The following is a 20,209-nucleotide window of genomic DNA, read 5'->3' as shown; positions in this document are numbered from 1 at the left end:
AAAGATAAGAAGAAAAGTCCGAATTAACCGTTTTTTTCATTACAACAGCACATTTGTACGATTTATTTCGTATCTTCGCACATGTGCTTTAATCATTAAAATTCTGTATTATGGCAAAAAACAAAGGCAGCCATACACGTGTAGGCAAGAAACAATTGTCGGAAATGTTGCAGCAGTTTTTCATGCATCATCCCGAAGAAACATATAGTTTAAAACAGATTTTCAAGACTCTCAGACTGGATACTCATCCGGCAAAGATGCTCGCTGTGGATATTATGGAAGACATGGCATGGGATGACTATCTGAGCAAAGTGAGCGAAAACTCGTTCCGTCTTAATACAAAAGGACAGGTGCTGACGGGACGCTTCTTGCGGAAACCCAACGGCAAGAACAGCGTTATACCCGACGAGAACGGCAAACCTGTGTTCGTGGCAGAGCGCAACTCGATGTTCGCGTTCAACGGCGACCGTGTACAGGTAGCCATGATGGCAAGGCGAAGGAACCATATCAAAGAAGCTATGGTGACAAAGATTATCGAGCGGGCACACGACTCGTTTGTGGGCAAACTGATTGTGGAGAGAGATTTCGCGCTGCTTGTTCCGGACAGCCGTACATTCATGCAGGACATAATCATACAAAAGAAGAAGCTGAAAGGCGGAAAAACCGGAGAAAAGGCTGTGGTAAAAATAGTGCAATGGCCGTCGGCAGAGAACAAAAGCATCATTGGAGAGGTGGTGGACGTGCTCGGAAAAATGGGTGACAACGATGTGGAGATGCATGCCATACTGGCTCAGTACGGGCTGCCATACAAATATCCCAAGAACGTGGAAGAGGCGGCCAACAAGATAAGTGGTGAAATAACGGAGCAGGACTATAAGGAAAGGGAGGATTTCCGCAGCGTGACTACATTCACGATAGACCCCAAAGACGCCAAGGATTTTGACGACGCACTGTCCATTAAGCCACTCGGCAAGGGACTGTGGGAGGTAGGCGTGCACATCGCCGACGTGTCGCACTATGTCACCGAAGGCTCCGTCATCGACAAGGAAGCGGTGAAACGCGCCACAAGCGTGTATCTCGTAGATCGCACAATACCCATGTTACCAGAACGTCTGTGTAACTTCATCTGCTCGCTACGCCCCGATGAAGAGAAACTGGCATACAGCGTTGTCTTCGACATGGACAACGAGGGGCAGGTGAAACGCTGGCGATTGGTACACACGGTGATAAAGAGCGACAGGCGCTTTGCATACGAAGAGGTACAGGATATTCTTGAACGGAACGGAGTAAAGGATGGAACAGGAGAGCCTGCACCCGATGCAGGAAAAGACGGATACACGGGCGAATATGCTTTGGAACTGATAACGCTGGATCGTCTGGCAAAGAAACTACGCAAGGCAAGGTTCAAAAACGGCGCCGTGAAGTTCGACCGTGAAGAGATGCGGTTTGAAACCGATGAGAAAGGAAAGCCCATACGATGTTATTTCAAGAAAGCAAAAGATGCCAACAAGTTGATTGAAGAGTTCATGTTGCTTGCCAACAGAACCGTTGCGGAGAGCATCGGAAAGGTGAAAAAGGGCGAGAAGGCAAAGACACTGCCATATCGTATACACGACATGCCGGATCCCACGAAGCTGGAAACGTTGCGCGAATTTATCGTAAGGTTCGGCTATAAGCTGAAGACCGGAGGTACCAAAGGCGAGGTTTCACGCAGTCTTAACCGACTGATGGACGACTGTAACGGAAGCAACGAGCAGAAACTGATAGAAAGTGTGGCACTACGGGCGATGATGAAAGCCAAATACAGTGTGCACAACATCGGGCACTACGGGTTGGCTTTCGACTACTATACACATTTCACCAGTCCTATACGCCGCTATCCCGACACACTCGTGCATCGTCTGCTGACACGCTATCAGGCAGGAGGACGCAGCGCCAACAAGGAGCGTTACGAAGAACTCTGCAAACACTCGAGCGACATGGAGCAGATAGCACAGAACGCGGAGCGCGACTCTATAAAGTATAAAATGGTGGAGTTCATGGCAGACAAGATCGGAAACGAATACGATGCGCACATCAGCGGTATAACGTCATACGGAATATATTGCGAAATCGACGAGAACCACTGTGAGGGAATGGTGTCAATACACGACCTTAACGATGACTATTACGACTTTGACGAACGCAACTACTGTCTTGTGGGACGGCGTCGCAGACACCGCTACCAGCTTGGAGACAGTGTCCGCATAAAGGTGGCAAAGGCGAACATAGATAAGAAACAGCTTGATTTCGTACTGTCATCAGATATCTGACAGATTACACCACACATTATCCAATGATACGATATACAAGGAAAGAAGAGCTGTGGAACTCATGGTCACATGCCGGAGGGATATTTCTCGGTGTGGCAACAGCCGTGGTGTTCACCCTAATATGTCATGGCGCAGACAACCCATGGGCATCGCTCGGCGTGGTTCTTTATCTTGCCGGCATGCTTTGCTCATACATCGCATCAACGATATATCATGCCCTGCCGCGACGAAGCAAGTGGAAAGAAAGACTAAGGAAATGGGATCACGCCGCAATATACTGGCACATAGCAGGCAGCTACTCGCCACTTACGCTCATTGCACTACGAAACGAGGGATACTGGGGTTGGGGACTGTTCGTCTTTATATGGACATGTGCGCTGGCAGGAACGGCAATAAGTTTCGCCAAACTCAAAGAGCACAGCAACATCGAGACGCTCTGCTTTGTAGGAATGGGACTTACCGTTCTTGTTGCTTTCAAACCTCTTATAGACAATGTCAGTGCCACAGCTGTGGCATGGATAATAGCCGAGGGAATATGCTATATCACCGGCGCCGCCTTTTACAGTCTTAATAAAAAGCGGTTCATGCACAGCGTTTTCCATTTTTTCGTACTCGCCGGTTCCGTATGTCACATCATTGCCGTGTGGGATGTGCTTATGGATTATCTGCAATAATGTCTGAGGCAGTTATTCCACGTAGTCGAGTTTTACCACAATGACGCGTATCTCCTGGTCTTCAAGGTCGGTCTTGACCTTTGCAATATGCCAGTCGGAGGGAAAGAAAATAAAGAATTTATCCTTTGACGAGTCATAGAAACGCACCTTATCTACATCATAGTCATAATGTATGACATCAGGCTTGTACTCACAGTTGGGCTTGCTCGTCTCATGTTCTATTATACCGAAACGCTCCGTACCCTTAACTACATACTGAAAGTCTATATGATGAAAATGGCTCTCGCTGCGGCGTTTTGTCAGTTCGCTGTTGCGGCTGTCCTCAACACTTGCCACGAGCGTTGTTCCTTCTATGGGATACTTACCTTTAGGCATGCCCGTAAGGTCGGCTGTTGCCAGCCAGCGGAACATGGCATCCCACTGCTCTCGGTTTTTGGAATACTGTGTATAAAACTCCGTAAGGTTCACGCTCGCATCAGGCGATGCCGCCTTGAAACCGTTTCGCCACTCTCCTTTCCTTGCCCACTTTGCCGATTTCCTGACAAGCGACTTATCATTACAGACCTTTGTATAAGTGCCCTGCGCATATATCAGCACAGAGAACATCAGCGATACCAATAAGAATACTGTCTTTTTCATGAATTTCTTAGTAGTAAAAAAGTAAAGGAGTTAAGACAAATGCAATAAATATATTTTCTTAACTCCTTTACTCCTAAAATGTCATCTGTTCAATCTCCACACACAACCGTCTTTGGTATCCTTAACCTCAAAGCCGGCATCCTTAAGCGCATCGCGTATCTGGTCGCACGTAGCCCAGTCTTTATTTGCACGCGCCTTGGCACGCAGGTCAAGAATCATGTCCATCACCTTGCCGTAAGCCTCTTCGCGCTCGTCGCTTCCGCCGCCCTTTTCCTCACGCAGTCCGAGAATGTCGAATGCAAAGAGGTGCATTGTGTCCGACAGTTCTTTCAGGTCTGCCTCGTTTATTGCAGCCTTGTGGTCAAGAAGAATGTTCACCAAGCGGCACGCTTCGAACAGATGACTTATAACAACAGGTGTCTGCATGTCGTCGTTCATCGCGTCATAGCACTTGCCACGCAACTCGGCAACGGTCTTTGCCGTGTCGGCATCGCTTTCTGCCGACGGCACTATCCGCCCGATACCGCTTATTCCGGTCATCAGTCTGTCCAGTCCTTTCTCGCTTGCGGCAAGAGCCTCGTTCGAGAAGTCTACCGTTCCGCGGTAATGTGCCGACAGGATGAAGAAGCGTATGGTCATCGGAGTGTACGCCTTTTCAAGCGAAGGATGCGCGCCGGTGAAGAACTGTTCCAGCGTAATGAAGTTGCCGAGCGACTTGCCCATCTTCTGTCCGTTGATTGTTATCATGTTGTTGTGCATCCAATAGCGCACCATTTGGTCGCCCTGACTTGCCACTGCCTGCGCTATCTCACATTCGTGATGCGGGAAAACCAGATCCATTCCACCGCCATGTATATCGAAATGATTGCCGAGATACTTACGTCCCATTGCCGTGCACTCGCAGTGCCAACCCGGGAAACCTTCGCTCCACGGACTGAGCCAGCGCATGATATGCTCGGGCTGTGCCTTCTTCCATATAGCGAAGTCCACCTGATTGCGCTTCTCTCCCACTCCGTCCAACTCACGACTGGCATTTATCACATCGTCGAGATTGCGTCCGGAAAGTATTCCATAGCGGTGAACCTTGTTATATTTCTCTATGTCAAAATATACCGAACCGTTACTCTCGTATGCAAATCCGTTGTCGATGATTTCCTGTACAAGTTGTTCCTGCTCTATGATATGCCCCGTGGCATGCGGCTCTATGCTCGGTGGAAGTACATTAAGAGCCTCCATTGCCTGATGATATCGGTTGGTATAGTGTTGCGCTATCTCCATCGGCTCAAGCTGTTCAAGCCTTGCCTTCTTTGCAATCTTGTCATCGCCCTCGTCGGCATCGTGCTCAAGATGCCCCACATCGGTGATGTTACGCACATAGCGAACCTTATATCCAAGATGTTTCAAATAGCGGAAAAGTATGTCAAACGTTATCGCCGGACGGGCATGACCCAAATGTGGGTCGCCATATACCGTAGGACCGCACACATACATGCCGACGTTGGGAGCATGAAGCGGCTCAAAAAGTTCCTTACGGCGGCTCAGCGTATTATAGATAAATAGTTTCTGTTCCATTGCCATATATAATAATGTATATAATTATAGTCTGCAAAATTACATTAATTCATCGGAAAAACAAAAACTTTAACTGCTCATTTATCAACGGTAGTTTCAACCGACAAGTTGTTTGCCTGTATGCCTGACACTCCTAACAGACAGGACTACGTGCCTGCACCACCACAAAAGAGAAGCAAAACGTCACGAAACCGTCTGCATTTTCCATATCTACGGTCATGAAGATTTCCTATGATTATGACTCTATCTCGCTGATAATTCATAACTTTGCATAGATCAAACATCAAACGCTTTCTGTTATGAAGAAACTGCTTTATACTTTTATTGTCCTTATCTGCTCCTGTTCTTTTGGATTTGCACAGACTTATGACGAGAAAATCGGCAATGCCATGAATAAAGGAGATTGGTTTGCTCTTGATTCAATCTACCAATCAGCGCCAAAAGACTCCATTCACAAATTTCTTGAAGTATATTCCCGTTGTCTCATTGGCAACCGCTTCAATCGTCCCGACGTATCCATTCCGGCTTTTACAGAATTATTCAACACGCAGTCAGAATATCTCGACCTCGGCAATATACTAAATTCATCGCTAATGTTTGCAATGGATTTAAGCCGTATCGGAGATAATGAGAAAGCGGCAACCATCGTTTCTTCCGTATTGGACGCGACAAGACAACATCTGGATTCGACAGCAATTTCCGGAATGCAGAAGCATATAAACCAATATAAAGCCTTATCCGCATACAAGCCCTATGCCATAACTTTCGGAAACAGTCCCCAAGCAACCGTACCATTTCGGTTTGTACCTGTCGATCCGACAAAGCATAATTCTTTGTTGATACATCTTGATGATTGCGCCATAAACGGCATTCCTGCCGATATAACCTTTGACACCGGTGCCGGCATTAATGTTATTTCCGATTCTTTGGCGCAAAAATTAGGACTGATTTCATTGGATGCCACCGGAAACGTCGGCGATTTGACAGGAGTGCAGACGGGTCGTCATGTCATTGCAAAAGAATTGAAACTCGGTTCTATAACCATCACGGATGTGCCGTTTACAGTCATTTCCATGACAACAAATACTGAAGAAGCCGACAAATATATAAATTGCTTTGATATCGTTGTAGGTAGTGAATTGATGCTACAATTAAAAGATTTGACCATTGACTTTGTCAATCATCAAATTACAATCCCTGCAACCGCGCCGACCAGGAGCAACGCCACGTCAAACATGTGCTTCTCATCGAGCATGAATCTATTGGCACGCGGAAAAATACATAACAATCCCATGCTTATGTGTATTGACTCAGGAGATGCTTCATTCGGGTCTTTAGATAAAACATTTTTTGAAAAGAACAAGGAATATATCATCGCACACTCTCAACCGGATTCTATAAGAATGGCTGGAGTCGGAGGCGTTCATATCTCGAAGTGTTACCGCGTACCTGATTTAAAGGCTCAATTAGGAAACCGAACCGTCATTATTCCTCAGATTGATGTGCGCTGCGAAGACAATCCGTCGGGAATGGAGCATGAATGTAATTTTGGTTTGAAATCGCTTATGCTATTCGGCAAAGTGCGTTTCAACATGGTTGACTTTACTCTGACGGCCTGCCCATAAACAGCCGTCGGCAAATTCTGTTTGTATCCGCACCTTTTCTCCCCCTCATATTTGTTCAATATGAGTGTTAATAAAATATCGCGGTGTCAACAGATTTATTCTGGATGGCGGATTGTATACCCATTACAACCACTTGTCACCCTCCGTGGCAACTCTTTTTTCTGATAATCATATATAAAAAAGGGTGTGTCAAAATAAGCATCATCCGTGTTATAATTTTTTTCACTTAGTTCAACAACACGTCCTTGTAAATGTCCGGGATACAAGTTGTTGGTTTAAAAGATGTCAGTAACAGACATTTACCGGAAAATGCCTACATGGCAACAAATCATCGCAGCTTGACGCCCGACAAACTGCGTCTTACACATTTATAGCAAAACGCCGCTCCCGCTTACTATTTGATTTTTCATAACCCCAAAATACGGCGATTTTCTGGAACAAAAACACCGACGGGGCTGAATATCGTCAAAAATCGTGTGCAAGGATAGCACCTTTTGTATCAAAGTGTTACGCATAAAAAAAACAAAAGTGTGCACAGAAGGAAAAGGGAAAGTTGCCTGATTTCTATACGAAAGTAGGCATATTACGGTCCGAAACAGGCATCTTTGGAGCCCAAAGCAGGCATATTCGGAGCCTAAAGGTACATGTTTTGTACCTCAAAGTACGCCATTTCGTCACAAAAAGGCAACATTTCGGGGACTTAAAGGTTCTTTTAGCCCGTTCAATTCTAATAGAACGAGACTTTAGAGTGACTTTTTTCTATTGACATTTTGTCACGTAAAAACATAATATCGCCGACAGATTGCAAACAGGAGGGTGTGTCAAAATTCAATTTTTGTCCCAACTCTATACGGATGATTCTTTATTATGACACACCCTCTTTTCCCCTTTTATAGTATTGGTAATGAGCCTTAAAGTCATTACCGGCACTTTTATATTGCAAAATACATAAAAATTCTATTGACATGTTATACCAATGCAGAATCCTGCATCAGGCATTTTACATCAATACTCGTCCCAAAGCGACCCGTTGTCACCTTTGTTCTCCTCATCATCCCAAATGTTGAAATTGTCTTGCTTCGAATTAAGTTCACCTTCATAAGGTTCTTTATTTATCGTTATGTTGCCGCTGTCACTTCCACTCAGTATGGACAGTCCGCAAACCCCTATAACCTCGCAAGAAGGAGATATATACTTTTTCTTAATCATGATATAAATACTCCATTATTTGACAACTACTTTCCTTTTGTCTACGATATAAACACCTGCTTTCAACCCATTAACAGAGTTTCCCACATAAGTACCCTGTATGGTATAAACCCTGCTGTTATCTGTATCATACTTAATACCGTCCATACCGGTTGTACCCTGCATGTCATCTCCTATCACACGTATCTTCACTGCCTTAGCCACTCCTTGCGTATAATAGTCGTAACTGCCGTCAGCTTTGTTCTGCACTGTCATATAGAACCTGCATGAAGGCAATGTCTGTGTTTCATTGGCAACCGGACGGAATGCCTGCTCTTCTGCATTCAGATAATATCCATACTTGTCAAGCAGTGTTGTTTTCCCGTAAACACCGACAAAGTTGAAATTCTGCTTTATTGTAGAACAGTTTACATCCGGCACCATTGTCTGCGCCAGCAATGTGTTTTTAACAGACAAAGTCTGTTCGCCGGCAACCTTCGCCCTGACAAGGCAAGGCACGTTGGGCTCTATAACATCCCCTTCCGACAATTTTATATATTCTATTGTAGGTGCATTATCCACAAGCTCGGTATCCCATATCTCCGCAAAGTCGAAATCTGCGAGTATTTCAGCATCAAGAGTCATTCGGAACGGTACAAACATTGCCTGCCATTTGTCCGAGAAGTTTCTGGTGTAGGCTATACCGACGTTATTCACATCAGCCTTTACATCAATGCCATTTATATCACCGTCTGCAATGCTTACATTGGCTCCTTCGCCCAATTTTACATTTAATGTTTCACCGCTTTTCTTCTGCATAACCACATTAAACGTTCCTTCCGGAATTTCTTTGTCAAAGGTTCCGCCCGTTACGGCAAGAGTTGAGTTGTTGCCTATATTAACATCACCCTTAACCGTTCCTCCGGAAACATTTATACTGGCATTTTCTCCTGTTGCAACCACATCCGCCAATGTTCCATCTGAAATAGTAACACTCGAGTTTTTACCATGTGCTATCGTCTTTCCGGTGATTTCACCTCCGTCGATACGCACGTCCGAACCAAATCCGTTGCTTATAACGTTGCCGTTAAATGTTCCGCTCGTTAGGGTTGCAACAGCAGAATAAGAAGCATTTTCTTCCCTATCTACCTGAACGGCAGCCGTATTACCTGCAAACGTTCCGTCACCTTTTATCGTAAGCGAGCCACCACTATTATATACATACACTGCATACTCCGCACTGTACGAGCCACCGTCTATGGTAACATTTCCGCCATAAGACGAAGCTATGCACGAAGCATAAAACCCATTTGTCGATGTATTTTTCATCGTGCAATTAGTGAATGTCGCATTAGACTGTACTACTTCAAAAATCGGACCTACGGTTGTATTAACATTCACGCCCGTAAATTCAATAGTACTGCCTGAACCTGCTTGAAAGACTCCTACCTCCGTTTTAGTACTTCTGCAAATATAATTTCCACCGGTAACTGATATGTTAACTTTTAGTCCATACCCGTTAATAATGCTCCAAGTATTGCTTTCTGTTAGAGTTGCATTTACATTATTGAATTCTAAAGACTGACCATGAGTACGGAATGCAAAAAGGCTACCGTCATTTGTCCCCCCTTCAAAAGACAAATTCTTTGCAATTAACCTTGTATTTGCACCGGCAATGTTATTTACATCACGAAAATCCACAAAACCATAAGATTCAGTATTTGCTACCGGTGTTATTATTTTTCCGCCATTACCATCTATGGTAAATGTAATATCCGAAAGTCTGAACAAGCGGCTTTTCGTAACATTATTAGTCACCGTCTTTCCATTCACATCAAGGGTGATGGATTTTGTCACAGGTACCATTTCCCTCACTTCCACATCACTCATCAGTATAACGGTCTGACCGTCTGCTGCCGCTACCATAGCCTCACCCAATGTGGCATACTCCACATCACCAATCTTTGCCACATTGTCGGCAAAAGAATTCACGACAGTACTTGCACCTACAATAAGGCACATCACAATGCGTTTAAAATAAAACTTTTTCATTTTTTCAGATTACATCCGTCACCCCCGAACGAATCATTAAATATTATATATAGATGATGACTTTAAAAACAAAAAGGCGGGGAGTCCTACCGTTACCCGTCCCGCTATCTGAGGCCTTCGCATTGCCCATCACTGCCTGAACGAGCAACACAGAAGTCCCACACCGTGCTATAAACAGTACACTCCAATCCCGTACAATGCCGCAACACACTCCTTAAAAAGTATTATAGGAGTGGCTACGACAAGGTATGGAGTGACTATTAGTCACATCCCGCGAACATCTACCGTTGCTTTGATTTTGGCAGTGATTGAAATTTGCGAAGTTTCAGATAGCCAAAGACAAAGCGCATGTAAACGCCTTTCTTGTATATTAAAGAACTCCCACCACCTTCCCCCAATCCTAAAAGGACGGTTCGCGGTGTGGAAATCGCGGCAAAGTTACAAAGTTTTCCGAATTCTACAAACAAATTATCCATAAAGTGCACAGAATCAACAGCAACTGCTTATATTTAATCTTTGCCTTTTCAATATCCGGCACAACATAATATGTTTTTAGCACCTAATAGCCGACACATAATCCTGTATTATACCAACTTTAATTTTTGCACTTAGCGTTTTAATCCATGATACGTTAAAATATATTTCATCTGTTAATACAACAAACTTTATTCTCAACAATATTTCCATTCGTTTTAGAATAAGATACCTCCTTACTTCGCAACGGATATTGTTTTACAATATAATTAATATTCCGTTACAAGACAATTAATACTGTTTTACATCAAAAGAATACAACACAACGCACTAATATACGATATTTACGCACAACAAACAGTAAATGCCTTCCATAAAGTCATACATGGCGCCAACCGGTTTAAACATACCTGTATTCTCGATTTCTCAACCCAAAGACAAATATTTTTTAAGAATACGGCGAAACAACGATACCAGATGTTAAAATCAAGAGCACTTAATGTTAACGTATATTTAATAAATGTGTGATTTACAACATATTTCCGTAAACGTTTACGTTATATTTATCATTACCTTTTACTTGAATGATAACAAAAAACAACTAAATTCGCGACATCAAATATAAATACTAATCTAAAACAATTTATGAACAAATCCATTGCTTTAATCATCGGTATGGCTGCCATGTGCTTGTCTGCCGGTGCCGACAACACTCAGACGGTGGTTGTTGACGGAACTACCGTCAACAAGAATGTCACACGCCTGACATTCAGCGGCGATGATGTTGTCATGACTTTTGCGGACAATACATCGCAGACAACAGACATGTCGCTTGTATCAATCAGCTTCTCTTATTCTCCGTCAACAGCCATCAGCGGACCTGAAACAGACAAGGTTGACGCAGTGAAGAGAGTTTACAACCTTAACGGACAGTACATGGGCAACAGCACTGAAGGTCTGCGAAAGGGACTGTATATCGTGAACGGCAAGAAAATGGTAATCAGATAAAACTACGGTCATGAAGAAACATACACATTTTATATATAGCCTCATTGCAGGCTTGATAATGCTCTTTGCCACAGAAGCAGGAGCACAGACAAGTTGGACATTCGGCACCGTAAGCGATACTGACAAAGCCAATATAACAGCCGATGCCACCAACTGGTATGAAGACGCGGCACAGACACGCTACAACATGTTTACGGCAATCGACGGTCCGCTAACAGCAAACAACGTGGAACTGGAATATGCCAAAGGACTTAAATTCAAAGCAGCAGCCGGTTCTTCAAACACAAACGGTAAAATACGCCTCAACTACGGCAAAAGCCGTCTGGAACTTAACGGTAAGGGTATTGTCATTACAATTCCCGGACTGAAAGCAGGCAACGTGGTTACTGTATCATGCGAGACAGCCAAGGCTGCAGAGGCACGCGGACTGGCACAGACCAACCTCAACGTGAAAAGCGGCTTCACTCCTGCAACGGGTGCACAGACATGCGAAGGAACAGTTGTGGCTGACGGAGATGTAACTCTTACTACAGAAGTAGGAGGTGTTAATGTATACAGCATTTCCGTATCCGCTACACAAGGAGGAGGTGATGAGCCTGGTAGTGACCCGACTACATACCATTCGGTTCCGATGAACGTAAACATGAATCAGGCTCTGCTGACGGCAACAGGTAATGATGTCAAATACTACAACACAAAAGAACTCAACGACATCACCATAGATGATGTTGCCGGAACTATAACCGTAAGACCGGCTTCGGGTGAATGGGAAGACGTATTTACAAAAAATGTAAGCAACATATCTTTCGCAAAAGCCATAGACCAAGGAACAAGCGGTGACATTGAAAACAATGGCATAGAAATAACCGAAGCAAAGGGATGGCACGAGGCATTGTTCGTTGAATGGAAACCGTTCACGGGTGCAGACTCTTATAATGTATATGTAAAGGGCGGGCAATATCCGGACTTCACAAAAATAGACGACCAACTGGTACGTGGTTACGGCTCATATCTGCGCGCCGATGCTCTTGGATTGAAAGCAGGTGACAACTATATTGTAAAAGTTGCTCCGGTTGTCGGAGGAAACGAGGACGCTACAAAGGCAAGCACTGCTTCAGGATTGAAAGTGATAAACTTCAACCGTGACGGATATGCACACAGTAATATCACATCGGGCGTGGGTGCGTATAATAACGACGGTACGCTGAAGGCAAATGCACGTGTGATTTATGTTACAGCCGGTAACGCCAAGACAATAAAGATGGATATGGATGCCGGCGGCAAGACGGAAACACGCACCGGAATACAGGATATTCTACAGGCATACGAGAAGGGAACAGAGACACGACCTTTAGCTGTACGCATAATAGGACTTCTGAAAATCGGAGATATGCCTACACTGGGAAGTTCGGCAGAAGGTCTTCAGATAAAAGGAAAAAGTCAGGAAATGAATCTTACCATCGAAGGTGTGGGACGTGACGCGACTATACATGGTTTCGGAATGCTGATAAGAAACAGCAAGAGTGTGGAGATACGTAACCTGGCTATCATGCGCTGCCTGGACGACGGTCTGAGCTTTGACACAAACAATCACAATGTATGGGCGCATAATCTTGATATATTCTATGGAGCCAACAAAGGCGGCGACCAGAAAAAAGGCGACGGTTCACTTGACATAAAGGGCACCATGCACGCTACGATATCAAACAACCACTTCTGGGATACAGGCAAGACACACCTTAACTCAAACGGAGACGAAGTTGATTTCGTTACATACCGCCACAATTGGTATGACCACTCGGACTCACGCCATCCGCGTGTGCGCAAGTCACAGCACATACACGTCTACAACAACTATTTTGACGGCGTTTCAAAATACGGTTCGGGTGCAACAATGGGGTCATCGCTTTTTGTAGAGGCAAACAACTACCGTAACTGTAAGTACCCGGTGCTTATGTCACTGCAAGGCAGCGACCTCTATGGAGGCAGCAATACACTTGGCAGCAAGGGAACATTCTCTGGCGAGGAAGGAGGCGTAATAAAGGTATACAACAATATCATGCAGGGTACATACACATTTATACCTTACGGTGCAACAAAATACATACAAAAGGGCAAGGAAGTTGCAGCTGTAATGGACACCAAGCAGCACTTCGACGCATACATGGCAACAAGCCGTGACGAGAAAGTTCCATCAAGTGTAAGCGCACTTGGAGGCGGAGCTACATACAGTAACTTTGACACGGCTTCGGACATGTACCAGTACACAGTTGACGACCCGGCAAATGTTCCGGCACAGGTACAGGGTTTCTTCGGTGCAGGACGTATGCAGCACGGTGATGTTACTTTCACTTTCAACAACAGCACGGAAGATACAAACTATGATATCAATGCCCAGCTCGATGCACTTATCGACAACTACAAGAGTTCGCTGGTAAAAGTATATGGCAACCTTGGTGAAGTTACAGGCGGTGGAACTACCGGTGGTGGTACAGGCGGTGGAACAGGTAGCGAGGATCCAGACCCGACACCCTCTGAAACAGTTATTGCCGGTGCCACTGTTACATTCAACGGTTTCACATCAGGAAGCAACATCAACGGTTTCACTATCACAGGCAACCTGAAGAGTGGTATATCACCAAAAACATACAACGGGGTGACATATACAACCGCTCTCAAGATGGAAAGTGCGACAAACATCTCTTTCACAACAACGGAAGAGCTTACCATAACAGTTATCACAGACGGTACTTCAGGAAAGAGAATAAAGTTTGACGGTACTAACTATACGGTAGACGCAAACGGTATAGTATCTCAGAAACTTGCAGCCGGAAGCCATACAATAACAAAAGGTGACTCCATAAACGTATATGCAATCATTGCTGAGTAACACAGGGTAAGGTATAATAAGGAAAAAGAAACAGGATAATTTTTAAAACCAAAAGCCCGCTTATTTGAAACCGTGCACAACGGTATGCAAATAAGCGGGCTTGTTCTGTTTATTACAAACAACACAACACACTCATTGCCACACATCCGGAAAGGTCTTTCATAATAAGGAGATAGAGGAAGATAGGAGAAGATATGTAGCTTGCGCCACGGAAGATAAAGGACAATAGCCTTGAAACAATCAACAAGACATACGTCTTTTATCTCCTCTTATCTTCTCCTATCTTTCTTTATCTCCTTATTCCCAACATATAACAAACGTTAAAAGCACAGGCTTAAACAAAGAAAATACCGGAAAAACTTGCAAACAATCATACTTTATCATACATTTGCGGTGTACTATTATTCTATTACACTATAAATTACATAAAATAAACTTATAAAACACAAGAAAATGATAGACATCAGAAACATCGGTTACAGCTATCCCGGTAGCAGGAAGGAGGTTTTCACCAACTTCAGCCTCAACATAAAGGGCAACTCCATATACGGACTTCTTGGGAAGAACGGAACGGGAAAGTCGACACTTCTTTACCTCATAAGCGGTATGTTGCGCCTAAAATACGGCAAGATTGAAATCGACGGCGAAGACGCAGGCAGGAGAAACCCCGACATTCTGCGCGAATTGTTCTTCGTTCCGGAAGAATTTGATCTTCCGTCGATGACACTCGACGCATACGTCCGCCTGAACAGTCCATTCTATCCGCACTTCGACCGCAAGGTGCTCAACCGCTGTCTGCTCGACTTCGAACTTCCTCTCAACCTTAATCTGAAAGAACTTTCCATGGGACAGAAGAAAAAAGTGTACATGAGCTTTGCTTTGGCAGCAAACACCCGCATGCTTCTGATGGACGAACCTACCAACGGAATGGACATACCGTCTAAGAGTCAGTTCCGCAAAGTGGTGGCAAGCAACATGAGTGAGAACCGCACCGTGATAATATCAACTCATCAGGTGCACGATGTGGAGCAGCTTCTCGACCATATAATAATGCTCGACCGCTCACGCATTCTGCTCAACGCCTCGGTACAGGATATATGTGAAAGATATTCTTTCGAGTGCAGAATGCCGGGCGAGAATAGCGACGATGTGATATATGCGGAACCTTCCCTGCAGGGCAACAACGTCATTGCGCGCCGCAACAGCGAAAAGGAAGACACGATGATAAACCTCGAACTGCTGTTTAATGCCGCAACAAAGAACCTGCTGAAATAAAAGGCATTATAAAGAAAGAACATAACAACAACCGTAAAAACAACATATTATGGCAAAAACATTCGACATAAACCGTTTCATGCAATTGAGCAAATGGTCCGTATACACATATAAAAAAGAATACATCACAACCGTGACGATGGCCACCGTAATATTCTTCATAATACTTTTCATGAGGTTTAATCTTATGGGACTCAACGATGTGATAATGGACGGAATGGAAACATTCAGCCATACCGCCGTAGGTCTGCTCATGTTTATATTCTCAATCTCAGGCTGCTACCTGCTGAACAACATGAAGACAAAGCAGCAAAGACTGATGTTCAAACTGCTCCCGGCATCCGACGCCGAGAAGTTTCTGGCAAGATATCTCTACGTTACAGTATTCTGGATTGTCGGTTGTATCGTGGCATACTGCATTGCCGATGTCCTGCGTCTGTCGCTCTCTCTAATAACAGGGCACGGTATGCAGACCACGACCATCCCCTATTTCTTCACCGCACTGACAAATACCGTGACATTCAACAACGTCAACGACACCGCCGATGCCATATTTTCCGTCGAAATGCTGATGTTCACACATTCGCTGTATCTTCTCGGAGGCACGCTGTTCCGCCGCCGCCAGTTCGTACTCACGTCGATGACGATGATACTCGGCACAATATTACTGGCATGGGTGGCATCGTGGTTTGTCGGTTCATACAGCTTCAACATAAGTACAGAGTCGCTGAAAGGCTTCGTATATTTCATAATGTGCCTGCTGCCCGTGCTCACTGCAGCCGCATACTGGCTGTCGTACAGAATATTCAAGCGCATGCAGGTTGTAAACAATAAATGGATTAACCTATGATTTTCGACAACAGCAAGGCAATATATGTGCAGATAGCCGACAGGCTGTGCGACGAGATACTGGCGGGAAAGTATCCCGAAGACTGCCGAATACCGAGTGTACGCGAATATGCAGTGCTATTGGAAGTGAACATAAACACTGCCGTGAAGTCATACGACCTGCTCGCAACAGAGGGAATAATATACAACAGGCGCGGACTTGGATACTTCGTCACACCGGGTGCAAGAGAGACAATCCTCGAAACACGCAAGAAAGACTTCATGGAACATCAGCTTCCCGAACTGTTCCGCAATATGCGACTGCTCGGAATAAACATCGACGAGGTAAGCGAGAAGTTCAGACGGGAGCAGGAAATGACGAAAGAAAATCCTACGGAGTAAACGACAGCATCATGATAACTCTAAGAAACATACACAAGACATACGACAACGGACAGCCATTGCACGTTCTCAAAGGCATAAGTCTCGACATAGGCAAAGGCGAATTCGTTTCTATTATGGGAGCATCCGGCTCGGGCAAGTCCACACTCCTTAACATATTGGGCATTCTCGACAACTACGATACAGGCGAATACATGCTGAACGGGACACTGATAAAAGATCTTTCGGAAACCCGCGCCGCCGAATACCGCAACCGCATGATAGGCTTTATCTTCCAGTCGTTCAATCTCATCGGCTTCAAGACCGCCGCGGAAAACGTCGAATTGCCGCTTTTCTATCAGGGCGTGGCACGCAAAAGACGCAAAAGACTCGCCATGGAGTATCTTGAAAGATTGGGGTTGGAACGCTGGGCGAACCACTATCCCAACGAGATGTCGGGAGGACAGAAGCAGCGTGTGGCAATAGCGAGGGCGCTGATAACGCATCCTCAGATAATACTTGCCGACGAACCGACCGGCGCGCTCGACTCAAAGACAAGCGTAGAGGTAATGCAACTACTCAAAGACCTCAACCGCAACGAAGGCATCACCATTGTCGTCGTGACGCATGAGAGCGGCGTGGCAAACGAGACAAACAAGATAATACACATCAAAGACGGGCTTATCGAAAGCATCGAGGAGAACCTTGACCACCACGCAAGTCCGTTCGGCACCGGCGGAGTATTTAAATAACAAGGATATGCGTGACATACTGAAAGAAATATGGGCAACGACACGGAAGAACAAGCTGCGCACCGCGCTTACGGGATTTGCCGTGGCATGGGGCATCTTCATGATTATTTTTCTGCTCGGGGCCGGCAACGGACTTATAAACGCCCAAAAACTGTCGAGCGAAAGATTTCTCGACAACTCCATGATAATAGGCTCCGGACAGACATCGAAGGCTTACGACGGACTGAAAGAGGGACGTAATATTAGTCTGAACACGACAGACATGGAAATAACGTCGCGCTCGTTCAACAAGCATATAGACAACGTCGGCGCGCAGGCGGACAAGGAAGGGCAGACCGTAAGCCTCGAAAACAATTACTTCAGCGGCAGTCTTGCCGGTGTTTATCCCAACGACATACAGATAAACAAGAAGGAACTGCTGCACGGAAGGTTTATCAACGACACTGACATACGCCAACAGCGAAAGTCACTTGTCATCTCCGACGAGAACGCCCGCGAGCTTATGCCGCACAACACAACCGCTCTTGTGGGACGATACGTAGCCGTCAACAACATTGCATTCCGCGTAGTGGGTATCTACAAGCAGGACAAGAGTTCCATGTGGTCGTATTCTTACATGCCGTTCACCACCTTCAGCACCATATACAACAAGGGCAACAAGGTCGAAAACATTGTGTTCTCATTCCACGGGTTGAATACCGAGAAAGAGAACGAAGACTTCGAGACGCAGTACCGTGCACGCATAAATAACAATCACCGTGCCGCGCCCGACGACGAAAGCGCCATCTGGATATGGAACAGGTTCACCAGCAACATGCAGATGAACAAGGGCATAAGCATCATACAGACTGCGTTGTGGATAATAGGACTTTTTACACTACTCAGCGGCATAGTGGGAGTAAGCAACATCATGCTTATCACCGTGAAAGAGCGCACCCGAGAGTTCGGCATACGCAAGGCCATCGGTGCCCGCCCGTTGTCGATACTCAGGCTGATCATCGCCGAGAGCATCATCATCACCACAATATTCGGATTTACAGGCATGGTCCTGGGCATAGCGTCAAACATGTATATGGACGCCACGATAGGACATACGAAGGTCAACAGCGGACTGTTCGAGGCTACGATGTTCTATAATCCCACCGTGGGACTTGACATCTGCATAGAGGCAATGGCGGTGATCGTTCTTGCCGGAACACTCGCCGGACTGATACCGGCACGCAAGGCGGCACGTATAAGACCGATAGAGGCTTTGAGAGCAGAATGACAATAACAGCAAAAAAGCGTATGACAAGATTTGACATAGACAGGTTTCACGAAATACTCGACACACTTTCACGTAACAAAAGCAGGACGTTCCTCACCGGTTTCGGCGTGTTCTGGGGCGTGTTCATGCTCGTAGCGCTTGTCGGCGGCGGCAACGGACTTAAAGAACTGCTGCAAACCAACTTCGAAGGCTTTGCCACCAACTCCGCCTTTATCTTCCCACAACCCACCACCAAGCCCTATTCCGGTTTTCGCAAGGGGCGCACATGGAGCATGGTATACAAAGATGTGGAACGCCTCAAGAGCCATATACCAGAGCTACAAACCGTAACACCGGTGCTGTCTCACTGGGGCGGAAGCGCCATACACGACGACAAGAAGACAGGATGCACCGTCAAAGGTCTGCTGCCCGACTACATCAAGGTAGAAACACCAAAGATGTTCTACGGTCGTTACCTCAACGACATGGACATACAGCAGGGGCGCAAGGTGTGCGTATTGGGCAAGAAAGTGTACAAGGAGCTTTTTCCCGGCGGAGGCAACCCGTGCGGAAGCAAGATCTGTATCGACAACATATACTATAATATAGTGGGTGTGGACTATGCGTCGGGCAACATCAACCTCAACGGACGCTCCGAAACATCGGTGCTCATTCCGCTCACGCTGATGCAGCAGGCATATAATCTCGGCGACAGCGTACACATAATATGTGTCACCGCCAAGCCGGGAATAACGATGAGCAGCATCACCGAAAAGATGAGAACCGTGGTGGCGGAAGCGCACAGGATAGACCCTACGGACGAGAAAGGCATCACCGTGTTCAACACGGAGGTCATGTTCGGACTTGTGGACAATCTCTTCAGCGGCGTAAACTTTCTTGTGTGGCTCGTAGGACTGGGCACTCTGCTCGCCGGAGCTGTCGGAGTAAGCAACATTATGATGGTTACCGTGCGCGAAAGGACAACGGAAATAGGCATAAGGCGCGCCATCGGCGCAACGCCGCTGAACATTCTGTCGCAGATTATATCGGAAAGTGTCATCCTTACAGCCGTCGCCGGCATGAGCGGAATACTCTTTGCCGTGCTCATTCTCGAAATACTTGAGTTGGGAAGCACTTCCGACGGCATCACCGCAGCACACTTCCAGATAGACATATCCACCGCTGCCGGTGCCGTGGCAATGCTCTGCATGCTCGGTATCGTTGCCGGACTGGCGCCCGCCATGCGTGCCATGGGCATAAAACCGGTGGATGCAATGAGAGACGAATGAGGGC

The 20,209-nt window shown here is 45.8% G+C and carries 15 protein-coding genes; 11 read left to right on the top strand and 4 right to left on the bottom strand.

What is annotated here, in order from left to right:
* Positions 1 to 110 precede the first annotated feature (110 nt).
* Both rnr and trhA read left to right on the top strand, forming a co-directional pair.
* Entirely contained in the window at positions 111 to 2,312 is a 2,202-nt protein-coding gene (gene rnr, locus HPS54_RS06515) for a ribonuclease R (RefSeq protein ID WP_172344662.1), read from the top strand.
* Positions 2,313 to 2,335: 23 nt separating this feature from the next.
* The gene (trhA, locus tag HPS54_RS06510) at positions 2,336 to 2,986 is read left to right on the top strand and encodes a PAQR family membrane homeostasis protein TrhA (RefSeq protein WP_172344661.1); all 651 of its coding nucleotides are present in this window, start codon (positions 2,336 to 2,338) and stop codon (positions 2,984 to 2,986) included.
* 12 nt (positions 2,987 to 2,998) lie between these two features.
* On the opposite strand, the gene HPS54_RS06505 is transcribed toward trhA, so the two are convergent.
* Together HPS54_RS06505 and cysS are read right to left on the bottom strand one after the other, a co-directional pair.
* The gene (locus tag HPS54_RS06505) at positions 2,999 to 3,625 is read right to left on the bottom strand and encodes a NanQ anomerase/TabA/YiaL family protein (RefSeq protein WP_172344660.1); all 627 of its coding nucleotides are present in this window, start codon (positions 3,623 to 3,625) and stop codon (positions 2,999 to 3,001) included.
* An 81-nt stretch (positions 3,626 to 3,706) separates the two neighbouring features.
* On the bottom strand, positions 3,707 to 5,197 hold the full coding sequence (gene cysS / locus HPS54_RS06500) for a cysteine--tRNA ligase (RefSeq protein WP_172344659.1): 1,491 nt from the start codon (positions 5,195 to 5,197) through the stop codon (positions 3,707 to 3,709).
* 299 nt (positions 5,198 to 5,496) lie between these two features.
* Here cysS and HPS54_RS06495 point away from each other — a divergent pair, with 299 nt between their 5' ends.
* Positions 5,497 to 6,822 (top strand): retropepsin-like aspartic protease, encoded by a 1,326-nt coding sequence (locus tag HPS54_RS06495; RefSeq protein WP_172344658.1) that lies wholly within the window; start codon positions 5,497 to 5,499, stop codon positions 6,820 to 6,822.
* Between the two features lie 1,005 nt (positions 6,823 to 7,827).
* Here HPS54_RS06495 and HPS54_RS06490 read toward each other — a convergent pair.
* Positions 7,828 to 8,031, bottom strand: coding sequence for a hypothetical protein (locus HPS54_RS06490; RefSeq protein ID WP_172344657.1), 204 nt, complete (start codon positions 8,029 to 8,031; stop codon positions 7,828 to 7,830).
* Between the two features lie 15 nt (positions 8,032 to 8,046).
* Positions 8,047 to 10,062 (bottom strand): autotransporter outer membrane beta-barrel domain-containing protein, encoded by a 2,016-nt coding sequence (locus HPS54_RS06485; RefSeq protein WP_172344656.1) that lies wholly within the window; start codon positions 10,060 to 10,062, stop codon positions 8,047 to 8,049.
* 1,119 nt (positions 10,063 to 11,181) lie between these two features.
* Here HPS54_RS06485 and HPS54_RS12910 point away from each other — a divergent pair.
* From HPS54_RS12910 to HPS54_RS06445, 8 genes are all read left to right on the top strand, one after another.
* A complete protein-coding gene (locus HPS54_RS12910; RefSeq protein ID WP_253951956.1) occupies positions 11,182 to 11,544 on the top strand; it encodes a subtilase in 363 nt (120 codons plus the stop codon).
* A gap of 10 nt (positions 11,545 to 11,554) precedes the next feature.
* The gene (locus HPS54_RS06475) at positions 11,555 to 14,434 is read left to right on the top strand and encodes a pectate lyase family protein (protein ID WP_172344655.1); all 2,880 of its coding nucleotides are present in this window, start codon (positions 11,555 to 11,557) and stop codon (positions 14,432 to 14,434) included.
* 453 nt (positions 14,435 to 14,887) lie between these two features.
* Entirely contained in the window at positions 14,888 to 15,709 is an 822-nt protein-coding gene (locus HPS54_RS06470; RefSeq protein ID WP_172344654.1) for an ABC transporter ATP-binding protein, read from the top strand.
* A gap of 49 nt (positions 15,710 to 15,758) precedes the next feature.
* On the top strand, positions 15,759 to 16,559 hold the full coding sequence (locus tag HPS54_RS06465; RefSeq protein WP_172344653.1) for a hypothetical protein: 801 nt from the start codon (positions 15,759 to 15,761) through the stop codon (positions 16,557 to 16,559).
* Positions 16,556 to 16,939: a GntR family transcriptional regulator gene (locus HPS54_RS06460; RefSeq protein WP_172344652.1), complete on the top strand. Its 384-nt coding sequence runs from the start codon at positions 16,556 to 16,558 to the stop codon at positions 16,937 to 16,939. The genes HPS54_RS06465 and HPS54_RS06460 overlap by 4 nt, the downstream gene beginning before the upstream one ends.
* An 11-nt stretch (positions 16,940 to 16,950) precedes the next feature.
* Entirely contained in the window at positions 16,951 to 17,670 is a 720-nt protein-coding gene (locus tag HPS54_RS06455; RefSeq protein WP_172344651.1) for an ABC transporter ATP-binding protein, read from the top strand.
* Positions 17,671 to 17,677: 7 nt separating this feature from the next.
* Positions 17,678 to 18,937: an ABC transporter permease gene (locus tag HPS54_RS06450; RefSeq protein ID WP_172344650.1), complete on the top strand. Its 1,260-nt coding sequence runs from the start codon at positions 17,678 to 17,680 to the stop codon at positions 18,935 to 18,937.
* 20 nt (positions 18,938 to 18,957) lie between these two features.
* Positions 18,958 to 20,205 carry an ABC transporter permease gene (locus HPS54_RS06445; RefSeq protein ID WP_172344649.1) on the top strand — a complete coding sequence of 416 codons (1,248 nt, stop codon included), beginning with the start codon at positions 18,958 to 18,960 and terminating at the stop codon, positions 20,203 to 20,205.
* The last annotated feature ends 4 nt before the right edge of the window (positions 20,206 to 20,209 follow it).

The sequence above is a fragment of the Xylanibacter caecicola genome, from assembly GCF_013166515.1.
GTDB classification, from domain to species: Bacteria; Bacteroidota; Bacteroidia; order Bacteroidales; family Bacteroidaceae; genus Prevotella; species Prevotella caecicola.
The sequence above is the reverse complement of the archived record's forward strand: the minus strand, read 5'-3'. Positions and strand labels throughout refer to the sequence as shown.